Raw genomic sequence first — 14,292 nt, 5'->3', positions numbered from 1 at the left:
CCGCCTTAGTATTCGTAGTCTGCTGCTATTGAACTTTCTCTAACAATATTCATGTATTCAATGATTTTCACATGTTCTGGATGCACTTGATACGCTTGTAGACCTTCTAATGTCTCAAATGTAGCGGTCAAAGCTACATCATAAGAACGTTCTGTACGTAAAATATCTGCGCCAATCTCCAAAGCAATCAGTGATTCCACTTTGCCTTCCAAACTTCTCAATTTGGCTACGGTTTCATTTACGACTTCAGTTGTTGGATTTTTCAACTTAAATAAAACAATGTGTTTGATCATGACAGAATAGCTCCTTTGTATAGACAATAAGTTTCTTTCTTATCGTATCATAAATGAATTACAGATGCGCTGATAAAAAAAGCTGATACTCATAAAGAGTACCAGCTTTTTGGTCATGCTATATTACAGATTCATACCGGGTATGAATACTATTATTCTTTGCCCACTTCTGGAACTTCTTCGCCTGCATCATTTGTAGCAGCATCAGTTGTTTCTGCTTCATCAGCAGTAGTAGGTTCAAGATCTTCTTCAGCTACACGAGGTACGATTACAGAAGCGATAATCTCTTCTTCGTTCGATACCAATGTAACGCCAGATGGTAATTTAACATCGCTTGCGATGACTCTGTCGCCGATTTCCAATCCGGAAATATCAACTTCAAGGCTACTTGGCAAGTTTTTAGCCAAACCGCTCACTTCTAGTTCTGTTGCTTGGTGTTGCAATACACCACCAGATTTAGTACCGATTGCTTCGCCGTGGAAGTCAATTGGCATTGTTACCTGAATTGGTTTAGTATCAGAAACCTGCATAAAGTCAGCATGCAAGATGCGACCATCTACACGTTGTACATCTTTAATCAATACTTGTACTTCTTTTCCACCTTCAACAGCAAGTGAGAACATTTCTGCTCCACCGCGTTTAACGTGAGCTAGCAATTGTTTGGAATCTACATGTACAGGTACGCTGCCCAAATCTGGACCATATACTACACCTGGAACGCGTCCATTTAGACGAAGTTCACGCATTTCAGAACGTTTTGAACTTTCTCTTTTTGTTGCTGTAAGTTTTTCGTGATTTGTACTCATAAGTATTGGCCTCCTAATAATATAAAACGATTATGTGGTAGTTTTAGATGTTGCAACCGATTTGGTCAAGCAATCGGCTATCGTCTTATTTAATACCCCATTAAACAACAAATGTATCAGAAATGAATTTATTTTTTTGTAAAAGAACCAAAATACTTGCACACAATTGATTAGAAACCCAGACGTACCAAGTCATACGCTCTATTTTTATTTTTTTATAAAATTGATCATTTAGCTCATGAATAATATGGATACACACAACTATAAAAGGATAAATATAGATATAATTGTATTTTATGGTTCTATTTTAAAATCTCTCTGCGGATAACAACGCATACTAATTTGGTAAAATATTCGATAGCTTTATCCTGTTTATTTTTCTATTCATTTGTTGATGTAAAGAGAGTATGTTTTATTGATTTTGAGGTGAGAACGTTTGAAGTATATAAAGAAGGATTAAAGAACATATAGATCAACTTTTAGATACTGCTATGATCTATATTACTGATTTGCATATGTTATTATGCTTATAATCATTCTTATTTGATAAATATTCTTAATTGGTTAAAAATAGTGTCCATGTCAGCTTGAAACGAGCGTCTGTGTGTTGTAGGATGTTGAAAGGACACTAAACCTAATATCACGAAAAAATAGATCAATCGGAGGAAATATGCCTAATCAACCAGAACGACACTTTATAGAGGCGTGGTCTCTGATCAACCGTAAGTATCTCGGCAAAGGAGTTCGAGTAAAGCGATTCCGCAGACCGACACGTTGTCAAATTCGCAATCGTGTATTGCTTGCTGTACTCATGGTCAACGATATCAAACTATCTGAACTTGCAGAACGGTTATCGGTTTCATCACGAAGCGTTAGTGCTTGGGTCTATGAAGGCCGCCTCCCTGGCAAAGCTAATCTTGAAAAAGTATGCCGGGAATTAGGATATCCGCATCACATTTTGTTTAACCAGCAGGTAATTAATAATAGTCCTGTGATTTGCCAGCAAGAACCTTCTCGCTTTATGAAAAGAACGATTACTCGTTCACCGGTACGCAATCACATTTTGACAGGTTTATGTATGGTTCATGATTTATCTGTAACCGATGTCAGTCATTGGATTGGTGTTCATCCAGGTACATTCCGCAAGTGGTTACATCAAGCAACTTTGCCTTCTCCTGCATTTCAAGAAAAAACAGAGCAATTTTTCCGTATTCCCAAATCTGTCTTATTCGCTGACTGTGTATTGGGCGAAGACGAAAAATCTCAAGCATGATCTAGCATCCTCACATTGAATGTATAGGTACAACCAAATAAGCAGTACAAAAACTCCGCTTTCCCACTGAATCTAGTGAGAAGCGGAGTTTTTTTATATACATATCATCCATAAAAGTAATCATAGAAATGCGCGAATAACTCCGCTCCCAAAATAGGCTCAATCGCAGCCTTTAACTGAGCATCAAATTCAGGTAGAACCACACTGTCATCATCGGTAATTTCAAAAACATCAAATGATCCATAGACCACTTCAATCCATGCCGTCATAGCGGTAAAAAAATCGGCTAGATTTGATGCTATTAAAAAAGGGTTCCCTGCGTCATAGCCTGCATATACAGGTGTGCCTTCTTGATGAGTGTCTACCAGAATAGGCTTACCTTTACCCAGATCATCTGCAATAATTACCCAATGAGATGGCCATGTATCGCTTGCTTCAAATGGCTCAGACATGCCTACCCAACGATAACCGATCAATGCTTGTTGCAATTGATCAATCGACCAAAAAATGATCGGAGCAAAACCTGTTTCAATCAGGATATCATTCGGTTCATAATGACTCAGATAATAATCCAATTCAGCAGAACTTGGAATGTTGTCTGGCCACTGTTGCTGTAATGTGTCCGGTTGTATCGGAGTAAAGTGACCCTGAAGCTCAAAGGTACGATGAGTTTCTACAAATGTAGATAATGCTTGTTCTAATGTCTTCATAAGTACACTCCTTATTACAAAATAGCTTAAAGAGATAACCGTTCTTCCTTGTTGATCTCTATATAAATGATTATGCTGGAGATGATGTCGATTCTCGAATAATCAGTTCAGGGGTATGTATCTTTTCACCCAGACCACGTTGTTCTCCATCTAACATCTGCAAAATCATTTCTGCTGCTGCTGTGCCTAATGCATGCTTAGGATGACTAAGTGTAGTTAACTTCACTTCTGTTGCAGTCGCTAAAAAAGAATCGTCAAATCCCACTAGCGAAAGGTCATTCGGTACAGACAATCCTGCTTCACGTACTACTTGAAGCAAATTCACAGCTAACTCATCATTATATAGAACCCAGCCTGTTGCACGTTCTTGAGCAGATTGTTCAATCAACTGCTTCGCTTGTGCAATCGGTGCAGTGCTTTTATCATCTGTATTATACGTGAAGATCAGTGATGGCTGTAGCGGAATACTGTACTTGCGATGAGCAGCTACGAACCCTTTCATTCTGCGCACACCTTGCATATCATCTGTTTTGAAAAAACCGGCTATGCGCCGATGCCCTAACTCAATTAAATGTTGAGCTGCCAAAAAACCTCCACGCTCATCATCCATTCGTAGACAAGCCGAATCCATTTCTTCGTAACTCGCATTGATCATCAGATAAGGAATAGACCGATTTTCAATCGTCAGAAAATAATTCAGATTCGCACTGCGTTCTCCACTACGAGTAGGCTCTACAATCAAAGCCGCTGGAGACTGATTGAGCATCATTTCCAGACACTCCCGCTCTTTGGTGGGATCGTTCTCTGTACTTGCTAGTAACAGCCGGTAGCCCTCGCTACGCAGTCTTGTTTCGATACCTTGCACAATTTGTGGGAAAATATAATCAGAGATATAGGTTGTGATGACACCGACAGTTTTGTTATCATCGACCGATTTAACAGCAGGATCAGCAACAAATGTTCCTTTACCTTGCATCCGGTTTAACCAACCTTCTCGCACCAACTCTCCTAATGCTTGACGAACGGTCTGTCGGCTTACACTGAATTGATCAGCGATCTCATGTTCTGAAGGCAGTCGGCTACCTGGTAATAATTTGGATGAATGTATCCATGATAATATTTCATCTCGAACTTGTCTGTATTTTGCGGCCATAATTCCTCCGAACGATTGATAAAGATATATGATATGTTATTTTACCATAAACATAGACTATTAGATCAATTGATGTTCATTCATATATTTCAGTCCTGTATAACGGTTACGTAGCGTATGTGCCGAATGTAAAGCAAGCTCTAACCATTCAGCTGGCATTTCTAATTGCTCATATTCGCTCGGTCCACCTGCGGCAGATAACCATTGTTTCATTTGTGCACTGGTCGGAATATGTTTGTAAGCGGCAAATGCTTTAACTTCAGGATGATTAACTGCTAATTGACGATAATGATCAGCTAAAAGTGCTGAAGCCACACCTACTTTGGCTCCATGTAAAATTTGTCGGTGTCCACCTTTGATCAGTTCCATTTCCCAGCGATGAGAAATATGATGTTCTCCACCTGAAGCAGAGCGAGAATGATCAGCAATCAACATCGCTATTCCTGAAGCAAGTAACGAATGCATCACGGTATAGATGCCTTCTGCACTACCTGAAGCAATCAAGTCTACTTTTTCAATACATTGATTAAGTGCTTCTTCTGTGATGTCATAGACCAATTGGTTATAAGGTTCATTACCGAGATCACGAGATACTTTCCAATCGGCAAGTGAAGTACATTTGCCTAGCATATCGCCAAATCCTGCGGCAGTTAAAGTCTGTGGCGCATTCATTAAGACATTGATATCAGCAAAAATAGCTTGTGGAGCTTTGGCTTGAAACGTTTCTTTGGTTCCATTAACGATTAACGGTGCTCCCGCAGAAGTGAATCCGTCGACCGACGCAGCGGTAGGTACAGAAAGAAACGGTTTATCCATTTTATAACTAACAATCCGTACTACATCATGAATCGTTCCTGAACCGACTGCAATAATAGCATCTATCTCAGGGGTTACAGCTAGCAACAATTGTACGATCGTCGCTTCATCTGCAATCACATCACCCACTTTATTTTCACGCAGTTCTAATTCTGTAATACCTACCTCTATACTTTGTAGCAAATCTATAATCTGTCGTCCTACTGCTTCATACGTATTCGTATCATAGACAACCATCACTTGTTGATATCTTTCAGTCTGCACATATGCAGGTAGTTTGCGAACCGCACCTGCTTCAAGTTCGATATGAATACCGATTGTTTTGAAATGTTGACCTCCTGCATCCAAAGCAGATTGTTGATTCCAAAGCGTAATTTGTTCATTGATAGAGGTTGTTGGTTGCTTCATGTTGTCATCTCCTTCTTTATAATAAAGATACCGCTTACAATAGTAATGAACTTGTACATATAAATAATTAAATTATGCTCCATAATATCCTACTTGTACATACATTTTAGAAAATTTTTATATTACTGTCTATGTTTGAGTAGCTATTTTCGGTATTTAAACAAAAAAAGACATTGGTTTAGAATGTCTTTTTTTGCGGTTTAACCTTTTCAATGGCTATACGATTATTAGATAATCCATATCCATCGACCGACCAACAATACCAGAATCATCACAGTTCCACATTGAAGCGAAGTTCGTAAAGATAACCATAGTAATTGCTGATGCGTCTGTAAATTACGTTTGTTTTTCATATGCTGGTACATACGGCACAATGGAATAGCTGTCAGTAAAGCAAGAATACCGTAGATCGGCAATCCGCCTACAAGCACACAGATCAAAATGCTGAACAGTGCAAGACATAACAAAACAATCGAAAAACGAAAAGATTTGCGTTCTCCCCATACAACTACCAGTGTACGCTTACCAACTTGTTTATCTGTTTTCCAATGTAAAAAATGGTGATTAAAAAAGGTCAATGTCGTTAGCAATCCCATCGGTAGTGACAAAAAGAATAATCGGATATCAAAATGACCGGTCTGCACATAATAAGCACCCATGACTGGAAAAACGCCAAAACATAATACATGTGCAAGTTCACTACTGCCTTTACCAATATATCCGTATTTGACCGGTGGAACGACATAAAATAAAGCCAATAATCCACCTATGCCACCCAGTAATAAAACGCCCCATCCGCTTAAAAAGTATAATGTTACCGCACAGATAATCGTAATTGCCAGCATACTCCATGTCACCCGGGCAAATGTTTGTTCACTCCATTTCCCAGTAGTCAGATACCCTGAATCGGTTGAAATCGATTCCTCCGATTGATAAGCAGCTACATCGACACCACTACGATAATCCCATAGATCATTAATCATCATCGAAAAAATATGTATGGCACTGGAGCCAATCAACGTTAATAGAAAAATGATCACACTAAACTGGTCATTCCAGATCCATGCTGCCAAAGCTCCTTGTACCACACAAATGATCATCAAAGGCACAAAATGCAATCGCGAAGCTTGAGTAAACTCTATCCATTTGCTCATTATGTTCCACCTTTATTTTATAGTTGGTTCTATACGTATCTATTTTTGTAAGATACTGTTCATTAACCGTCTCCATGACTTTCAAACGCCTAGCTGTGATGTATCCTTATCACTTCATCGATCATGAATCATCAAAAAGGACAACAAAAAAAGCGTATCACCTGATCAAAAGGCAATACGCTTTTATTTACATATAACTATATCTAATTCTGTATTATCCAATCGTACGCGTTAAAATATCAATCACTTCTTGTTTGCTTTGAGCATTGATCAATTCAGCACGAAATTCTTCATGAATTAATTTGCGAGAAAGAGCCACTAAAATCTGCAAATGTTCATTTCCAGCATTCTCTTCAGGTACACCAATCATAAATGCAATCTGAGCAGGTTGATCATCTAAAGATTCCCAATCAATCGGCTCTGCAAATCGTGAAAATGCTAAAGCTGCTTTGGCTACACCTGCTGATTTACCATGAGGAATCGCTACACCAAAACCAATTCCTGTTGAACTTTGTTGTTCACGTGCCATCACAGCATCTACATAAGCTGCTTCGTTGGTCACTGCACCAGAAGCTTTCATACCGGCTGCCATTTGTTGAATCGCTTCTTCACGTGTAGTTGCTGTAGAAGGTAAAAAAATACTTTCTGTGCTTAATAGTTCGCTGATATTCATGGCTAGTGTCACTCCTTCTCATCATCTTCATCTAATTATTATTTGTGAACCCACTAAGCAGAAATATGGACAGCGACCGGAAAGAGGGTCTTTCCGATCGCTTGTAATGAATTATAATTACTTATAATTTAGCAGGTGCTTTGCGTTTAAGCAACAAGACCATCAATGCTGTAACGACTGTACCGATCACAATAGATAATACATATTGTGGTAAATGATCAATTGCATTCGGGATAAAGAGAACGAATACACCACCATGAGGAGCATGTAGTCCGCCACCAAAGTACATGGACAATGCCCCAGCAACTGCTGAACCTACCATAAAGGAAGGAATAACGCGAATCGGATCGGCTGCACCAAACGGAATCGCTCCTTCGGTAATAAACGATAATCCGAGAACCGAAGCAACTTTACCTGCTTCACGTTCTTCTTTCGTAAAGCGATTTTTAGCTATAACGGTTGCTAACCAGATACCTAGTGGTGGAGTCATCCCTGCTGCCATAACAGCAGCCATTGGTGTATACAGTGAAGCACCTAGCAGTCCTACTGCAAACGTATACGCTGTTTTGTTGAAAGGGCCACCCATATCAAGTGCCATCATTGCGCCAAGAATAGCACCTAGCATAATTGCATTTCCTGCACCCATATTCGTTAACCAAGCTGTCAAACCAGTCAACAACCATTCAATCGGCTGACCGATAACGTAGACCATCAATAGACCAATAGCAAGAACAGATAAGACTGGAACGATTAGAATCGGTTTAAGACCTTCAAAGTTTTTAGGCATTTTGATCGTTTTGATCAAGTAATGTGCAATATAACCAGCTACAAAACCTGCGATAATACCGCCGATAAAGCCAGCGCCCATATCTTTAGCAAGTACACCACCAACTAAACCAGGTGCAAGTCCGGGTTTACCTGCGATAGAGAATGAAATGAATCCAGATAAGACGATAACCATAAGTCCCATTGAAGCGCCACCGATCGTGGACAAAGCAGCTCCGAATGAACCTTCGACTTGATCGACTCCACCTTTAGTGAAAGCGAATAAGAATGAGAATGCGATAATTAGACCACCCGCAATAACAAGCGGCAACATATTGGATACACCATTCATCAAGTGTTTGTAGAACATATTAGGCTTGCGACCTTCATTTTCTTCAGGTGTAGATGTTGGTGAAGCTCCAAGACCACTAGAAGCTTCTTTGGCAAGTGCACGGTCAATCAATTCCCCTGGCACTTTAATCCCCTGTGCAACCGCAACACGGATAACTGGCTTGCCTGCAAAACGATCTTCATCTACATCGGTATCAGCAGCGATAATAATAGCATGTGCTTCAGCAATTTCTTGAGCGGTTAGACCATTTTCAACTCCGACTGCACCACGCGTTTCGACTTTAATCGGTACACCTTTTTGATCCGCAGCTTTTTGCAATGACTCAGCAGCCATATACGTGTGAGCAATACCGGTTGGACAAGCGGTAACAGCCAATAATTTTTTCATGGTAATATCCCCTTATAATGAGTAATGGTCTAACCTGAACCAAGCTTAAACTGAAGCGTTCACAATAATTCTTTAGTATATTATTGCTGTTTTGCAATGCTGATGATATCGGAATAAAACGCTTACAAATCTGCTCTATGATAAAGCTTTGAATAGAAGAATATAGTTATGCGATCGTCACTCCTATACCAAGCTTTCTCAACTGATGAATAACATAAGGCGGTACTTCTGAATCCATAATGCAATGATCAATTTCGGATACGTCTGCAAATTTAGCATAAGCGATATTACCGATTTTGCTATGATCTGCGAGTAAAATGACTTGCTTGGCAATTTCAATCATTTTGCGCTTAATAGCAGCTTCTGTGAGATTAGGGGTAGTGACACCTTCTTTGAGATCAAGACCATTCGTTGCAATAAAAGCTTTGTCTACGCGCACCATATCCAGTGAACGCTCTGCAATCGGGCCAACAAAGGCTAAAGTGTCTGGCCTCAGCAATCCGCCAATAATAGATAACTCAATATTCCGACAATCTCGAAGCTCACTGAGAACTATGACAGAGTTCGTAATGACTCGAATCCCCGACATATTCTTAAGCTCTCTAGCTAGTGGAAGAGTGGTTGTTCCTGAATCAAGCAAGATGGTATCTCCTGAATGAATCATCTCTACTGCTCGCTTCGCTATACGCTCTTTCTCTTCTCGAAAAGAATCTTCTTTGTCGACCATGTTTGGTTCAAAATTCACACTTTGAAGTGATACTGCTCCCCCGTGTGTTCTTTTCAAACGCTTTGCATCTTCTAACTCTTTGAGATCCCGACGAACCGTTGAATCGGATACACCAAAAGCTTCCCCTAGTTCTTGAACAGATGCCCTGTGATTCTCTTGTAAATACTGAACCATTTTATGCTTTCGTTCTTCTTCAAAAAGCATGGGACAACCCACCTGTCTACATATGTTAGCTAATATTGTGTTCATCACACTCTCATGATCGAGAATGATCGTTTACTGATTTTTTTCGACAATTTTCGTGATCGTTTGTGATTACTATTGATTGATTTTGATTATAACAGCGTTTTCATAGACTGTAAATAGATTTTTATAATTCTTTTGAACTAATTCATTTTCTAGGAGTTATAGATTATATATCGTCAGTAACTTGCCTAATATTTACATATATTTGCACGATTTCGCTCATTTTTTTTAATTTATAGTGTGAAATGATCACATAATACAAAATACGACATTATACTGCATCATTTTGACAACAAAAAAACCTTTATCAAAAGAACAGAGGCTATATGTAATCAGCTTAATCTTTTGACAAAGGTCTTGAAGGGTTAAACTATTATTTAGCTACAAGTACTTTTTTCCATACACCTAGAATTAATCCTGAAATAACAGCACCAATCGCAACAGCTAACAAGAACAATAAAGCATGATTTGCTAATGCCGCTACGAAAATACCACCATGAGGTGCAGGGATATTAATGCCCCAAAATTGTGTTAATCCGCCTGCAACCGCAGAACCAATAATACAAGATGTTAAAATACGTAATGGATCAGCTGCTGCAAAAGGAATCGCACCTTCGGTTATAAAGGACAATCCAAGCACGTAGTTAGTCAGACCTGACTTACGCTCTTGCTCTGTAAATTTGTTTTTGAAGAATGTAGTCGCCAAAGCGATAGCTAACGGAGGAACCATACCGCCCGCCATAACAGCCGCCATCATTGTACCATTTACATTACCACTCGATGTGAATACACCGATTGCAAACGCATAAGCAGCCTTGTTAAATGGGCCACCCATATCGATCGACATCATTCCACCTAAGATCAGACCCAGAATAACAGCATTTCCTGTTCCTAAATTATTCAATACGTTAACCAACCAAGTGTTAATCCCACCAAAGATTGGATCGAAGATATAATACGAAATGGTACCGGTAATCAGCAAACCAAGTACAGGATATAACAAAATCGGTTTAAGACCATCTAACGTTTTTGGTAATCCAGCCAGTAACTTACGTAGACCGAGAATTACATAACCTGCTAAGAAACCAGCTGCTAGACCGCCAAGGAAACCAGCATTAGAGTTCGCCGCCATCAGACCTCCGACCATACCTGGCATTAATGCCGGACGATCACCGATACTCATTGCGATAAAACCAGCTAGAATTGGAATCAGGAAGAAGAATGCTCCTTCGCCGCCACCTATCGTTTGTAACAGTTTAAAGATTTGGCTATTCTCGCCTGCTGTCTGCTCGATTAAGAACGAGATCGCAAGTAAAATACCACCACCGACAACGAATGGCAACATGTGAGAAATACCATTCATTAAGTCTTTATATATTTTGCTACCAATTTTAGTTTTTTCATTTGAAGAAGAAGTTTCAGAAGACGATTTGCCCCCTGCACTATGATAAATAGGAGCATCTCCATTCATCGCTTTACGAATCAATTCTTCGGATTTACGGATACCATCACTAACCGGTCTTTGCAAAACAGGCTTACCATCAAAACGAGCCATTTCTACATTTTTGTCCGCAGCTACGATAACTCCGCTTGCACGGCGAATCTCATCATCGGTTAGGACGGTTTGGGCACCTTCAGAACCGTTTGTTTCTACTCTGATCTCTACGCCCATTTCTTGCGCTTTTTTGATCAGTGCATCTTCCGCCATAAACGTATGAGCAATTCCTGTAGGACAAGCAGTAACAGCAACTACAAATGGTTTGTTGTCTTTGCCTTCAAGAGTAGCTTCTGCTTGTTGTACTGTTGCATTTTCTTGTTGTTTGGCTTGTTCTCTTGCTGCTTTAGCTTCCGCTTTTGCTTTTTCAGCAGCTTCTTTTTCTGCTTGTTGAGTATCAAATAAAGCCGATACTTCATCAGGATTAGTCGTATTCATCAATTTTTCGATGAAATCGCTATCAATCAGTAGCTTAGAGAGTGCTGCCAGTGTACGCAAATGAGTATTAGCTGCTCCTTCTGGTGCTGCAATCATAAAGAACAAATGAGCAGGTTCTCCATCAAGAGACTCGTAATCTACACCTCTTGTACTTTTTGCAAACACGACAGTAGGCTCGTTCACTGCTGTTGTTTTGGCATGAGGCATTGCAATACCGCCACCAATACCTGTACTCGATTCGCCTTCACGCTTCAAAATCATTTCTTTGAATAGCACTTGGTCATTGATTCTTCCACTGGCTGCAAGGCTAGCGATCAATTCATCAATCGCGCCTTCTTTGGTTGTTGCTCGTAAGTCCATGATCATCGTTTCTTTGATCATTAGATCTGTAATTCTCATTGGGTTACACTCCTTTGTTGGATTCAATCAACAGATTCTATAATTTAACAATAGTAACTTGTGGACGTAACTCTTCAATTTTTTCACGTGTTGCTAGATCATCTGAAAAGGCAGTCGCACTACCTGAAGCGACACCTGTACGGAAGGCTTCTATTGGATCGTGAGTAGATACCAATGTACCGGTAAATCCAGCAATCATTGAATCGCCTGCACCTACAGAATTTTTCACTGTACCTTTAGGCACATTCGCATGATACACTTCCTCCGGTGTGATCAATAAAGCTCCATCACCTGCCATCGAAATCAGTACATGTTGCGCACCAAGTTCAAGCAATTTACGACCATACGTAATAATATCTTCACGACTCGCAATCACAACACTGAACAGTTCTGCTAGTTCATGATGATTAGGCTTCACTAATAGTGGACGATCTGCAAGCGCTTTGAGTAGTGCTGGCCCTGTTGTATCAATCACAAATTCTGCACCTGTCTGCTTACATACTTCAATTAAGCGATCGTAGAAATGAGCTCCTAATGAAGGCGGTACACTTCCGGAAAGAACAACAACATCTTCTTTGCTCAATTGAGACAATTTGGCAACTAGCGCATCTGCTTCTTCTGTACTGATATTCGGCCCTTGCCCATTGATCTCTGTTTCTTCTCCATGCTTCAGCTTTACATTAATTCGTGTATCATCTGCCACATGGACAAAATCAGTCGAAATGTGTTCAGCATGAAGTTTATCTTCTATATATTGACCGGAAAATCCACCGACAAAACCAAGGGCTGTATTCGGCGCATCTAAACGATTCAAAATACGAGATACGTTGATTCCTTTTCCACCGGGAAGTTTCAAATCCCGTGTCATTCGGTTCAAGTCACCTAGCTTCAGTTCGTCCACTTCCACGATATAATCTATGGAAGGATTAAGCGTTATTGTATATATCATGGTTATCCCTCGATTATTTTAGTTTTTTGGGCAATCGAACGTTGCCATTGTTCTGGCATAGCTTCGGTGATTAATACAGCTTCATTTAGATTAAATAATTTGGCAAACGTAATCTCACCGATCTTACTCGAATCTGCTAGTATATACGTCTGACTGGATAATTCATGTGCACGTCTTTTAATTAAAGCTTCTTCAGGATCTGGCGTTGTATATCCCATCTCTGCATCTATGCCGTTTGCTCCGAGAAAACATTTATCAAAGCGGAAGTTGTCCATATTCTGGAGCGCTATACTTCCAATAACGGCTTTGGTATGCATTTTCATCATACCTCCCAACAAATAACTTCGAATCTGTTGCTGAACAAGAGCTTCAACATGAGACAATCCGTTGGTCACCACTGTAATGTCTTTTGCTTCAATATAAGGAATCATGGCAAGCGTCGTTGTTCCTGCATCGAGATAGATACATTCACCATCCAAAAGCTCTTGTGCTGCTAATTTGGCAATAATATCTTTTTGTTGAACGTTTGTGAATGTTTTTTCATCCATACCAGGTTCCTGGCTTTTTTGATGAACTAGGGCTGCTCCCCCATGTATACGCTTTAGCAGTTGGCGACTTTCAAGATCGATCAAATCACGACGAATGGTTGATTCCGAAGCACCTAAAATATCAACTAATTCTTGCAATTTAACAATGCTTCGTTCCTGTAAGCGCTGTAGAATTAAATGGTAGCGTTCTTCTGTCAGCATGATCATTCCTCCAACTCCAACTATCGTATCACAAACCTAACAAAAAACAATCACTTTCATTCAAAATAATCCACAAAAATTCAAATCATGATTGTTTTCGTTCACATTTTGATAAATATTTGGAGGGATTTGGATTCTTTTATAAGATTCACTATTATTTTCATCGGTCAACACATGATTTTTGTAAAGTACTCTATTAGGCAGTTCATTTTATACTCTATCTCTTATCATGAGCGTTTCTATACAAATCAATTTCGGGCTTGTTATGATATTGGCATGCTTGGAGTTGGGATGCTCCTCTGCCGACGATTGCTGAACGGTACAAAGAAACAGGTGATGCCAGTCTGATCTGGGAAGGACATTTTGTAGGCATTGAGAAAGCGAGTGCAGGGTGGATTCGTGCGATAGCGATCGTACTCGATTGAACTGTAGCTCAAAGTAAAACAAGGCTATCTCACAATCTATAATCTGATTGTAAGATAGCCTTGTTTATATATAT

Annotated in this window: 13 protein-coding genes; 1 reads left to right on the top strand and 12 read right to left on the bottom strand. The window is 39.7% G+C overall.

Features of this window, described 5'->3' with window-relative positions; all coding sequences use genetic code 11:
* Window positions 1-5: 5 nt before the first annotated feature.
* Entirely contained in the window at window positions 6-293 is a 288-nt protein-coding gene (locus PO903_RS12915; protein ID WP_273593609.1) for a Dabb family protein, read from the bottom strand.
* A gap of 152 nt (window positions 294-445) precedes the next feature.
* On the bottom strand, window positions 446-1,099 hold the full coding sequence (locus tag PO903_RS12910) for a 50S ribosomal protein L25 (protein ID WP_069327034.1): 654 nt from the start codon (window positions 1,097-1,099) through the stop codon (window positions 446-448).
* Between the two features lie 670 nt (window positions 1,100-1,769).
* On the opposite strand from PO903_RS12910, the gene PO903_RS12905 reads away from it, so the two are divergent.
* A complete protein-coding gene (locus PO903_RS12905; protein ID WP_069327033.1) occupies window positions 1,770-2,372 on the top strand; it encodes a transcriptional regulator in 603 nt (200 codons plus the stop codon).
* A gap of 104 nt (window positions 2,373-2,476) precedes the next feature.
* Here PO903_RS12905 and PO903_RS12900 read toward each other — a convergent pair whose 3' ends face one another.
* From PO903_RS12900 to PO903_RS12855, 10 genes are all read right to left on the bottom strand, one after another.
* Complete coding sequence (locus PO903_RS12900; protein ID WP_273593608.1) at window positions 2,477-3,082, bottom strand: SMI1/KNR4 family protein; 606 nt, start codon at window positions 3,080-3,082, stop codon at window positions 2,477-2,479.
* 70 nt (window positions 3,083-3,152) lie between these two features.
* A complete protein-coding gene (locus tag PO903_RS12895; protein WP_069327031.1) occupies window positions 3,153-4,235 on the bottom strand; it encodes a GntR family transcriptional regulator in 1,083 nt (360 codons plus the stop codon).
* A 60-nt stretch (window positions 4,236-4,295) separates the two neighbouring features.
* Entirely contained in the window at window positions 4,296-5,459 is a 1,164-nt protein-coding gene (locus PO903_RS12890) for a sn-glycerol-1-phosphate dehydrogenase (protein ID WP_137222392.1), read from the bottom strand.
* Window positions 5,460-5,686: 227 nt separating this feature from the next.
* Window positions 5,687-6,613 carry a prenyltransferase gene (locus PO903_RS12885; RefSeq protein ID WP_273593607.1) on the bottom strand — a complete coding sequence of 309 codons (927 nt, stop codon included), beginning with the start codon at window positions 6,611-6,613 and terminating at the stop codon, window positions 5,687-5,689.
* A 214-nt stretch (window positions 6,614-6,827) separates the two neighbouring features.
* Window positions 6,828-7,286: a PTS sugar transporter subunit IIA gene (locus tag PO903_RS12880; protein ID WP_069327028.1), complete on the bottom strand. Its 459-nt coding sequence runs from the start codon at window positions 7,284-7,286 to the stop codon at window positions 6,828-6,830.
* A gap of 121 nt (window positions 7,287-7,407) precedes the next feature.
* Window positions 7,408-8,790, bottom strand: coding sequence for a PTS fructose transporter subunit IIC (locus PO903_RS12875; RefSeq protein ID WP_137222388.1), 1,383 nt, complete (start codon window positions 8,788-8,790; stop codon window positions 7,408-7,410).
* A gap of 166 nt (window positions 8,791-8,956) precedes the next feature.
* The gene (locus PO903_RS12870) at window positions 8,957-9,721 is read right to left on the bottom strand and encodes a DeoR/GlpR family DNA-binding transcription regulator (protein ID WP_137222386.1); all 765 of its coding nucleotides are present in this window, start codon (window positions 9,719-9,721) and stop codon (window positions 8,957-8,959) included.
* Between the two features lie 415 nt (window positions 9,722-10,136).
* Window positions 10,137-12,095, bottom strand: a complete 1,959-nt coding sequence (locus tag PO903_RS12865) for a PTS fructose transporter subunit IIABC (RefSeq protein WP_273593606.1) — start codon at window positions 12,093-12,095, stop codon at window positions 10,137-10,139.
* 37 nt (window positions 12,096-12,132) lie between these two features.
* Window positions 12,133-13,044: a 1-phosphofructokinase gene (pfkB, locus tag PO903_RS12860; protein WP_069327024.1), complete on the bottom strand. Its 912-nt coding sequence runs from the start codon at window positions 13,042-13,044 to the stop codon at window positions 12,133-12,135.
* Window positions 13,045-13,046: 2 nt separating this feature from the next.
* Window positions 13,047-13,793 (bottom strand): DeoR/GlpR family DNA-binding transcription regulator, encoded by a 747-nt coding sequence (locus tag PO903_RS12855; protein ID WP_137222380.1) that lies wholly within the window; start codon window positions 13,791-13,793, stop codon window positions 13,047-13,049.
* Between the last annotated feature and the right edge of the window lie 499 nt (window positions 13,794-14,292).

The organism is Paenibacillus sp. PK4536 (genome assembly GCF_028594455.2).
GTDB classification, from domain to species: Bacteria; Bacillota; Bacilli; order Paenibacillales; family Paenibacillaceae; genus Saccharibacillus; species Saccharibacillus nuruki.
This window is presented reverse-complemented; position numbering and strand designations above follow the sequence as displayed.

Excerpts from the sequence above, each read along its gene's own strand:
- PO903_RS12915 (WP_273593609.1), bottom strand. The coding sequence starts at position 293 with ATGATCAAACACATTGTTTTATTTAAGTTGAAAAATCCAACAACTGAA.
- PO903_RS12910 (WP_069327034.1), bottom strand. The coding sequence starts at position 1,099 with ATGAGTACAAATCACGAAAAACTTACAGCAACAAAAAGAGAAAGTTCA.
- PO903_RS12905 (WP_069327033.1), top strand. The coding sequence starts at position 1,770 with ATGCCTAATCAACCAGAACGACACTTTATAGAGGCGTGGTCTCTGATC.
- PO903_RS12900 (WP_273593608.1), bottom strand. The coding sequence starts at position 3,082 with ATGAAGACATTAGAACAAGCATTATCTACATTTGTAGAAACTCATCGT.
- PO903_RS12895 (WP_069327031.1), bottom strand. The coding sequence starts at position 4,235 with ATGGCCGCAAAATACAGACAAGTTCGAGATGAAATATTATCATGGATA.
- PO903_RS12890 (WP_137222392.1), bottom strand. The coding sequence starts at position 5,459 with ATGAAGCAACCAACAACCTCTATCAATGAACAAATTACGCTTTGGAAT.
- PO903_RS12885 (WP_273593607.1), bottom strand. The coding sequence starts at position 6,613 with ATGAGCAAATGGATAGAGTTTACTCAAGCTTCGCGATTGCATTTTGTG.
- PO903_RS12880 (WP_069327028.1), bottom strand. The coding sequence starts at position 7,286 with ATGAATATCAGCGAACTATTAAGCACAGAAAGTATTTTTTTACCTTCT.
- PO903_RS12875 (WP_137222388.1), bottom strand. The coding sequence starts at position 8,790 with ATGAAAAAATTATTGGCTGTTACCGCTTGTCCAACCGGTATTGCTCAC.
- PO903_RS12870 (WP_137222386.1), bottom strand. The coding sequence starts at position 9,721 with ATGCTTTTTGAAGAAGAACGAAAGCATAAAATGGTTCAGTATTTACAA.
- PO903_RS12865 (WP_273593606.1), bottom strand. The coding sequence starts at position 12,095 with ATGAGAATTACAGATCTAATGATCAAAGAAACGATGATCATGGACTTA.
- pfkB (WP_069327024.1), bottom strand. The coding sequence starts at position 13,044 with ATGATATATACAATAACGCTTAATCCTTCCATAGATTATATCGTGGAA.
- PO903_RS12855 (WP_137222380.1), bottom strand. The coding sequence starts at position 13,793 with ATGCTGACAGAAGAACGCTACCATTTAATTCTACAGCGCTTACAGGAA.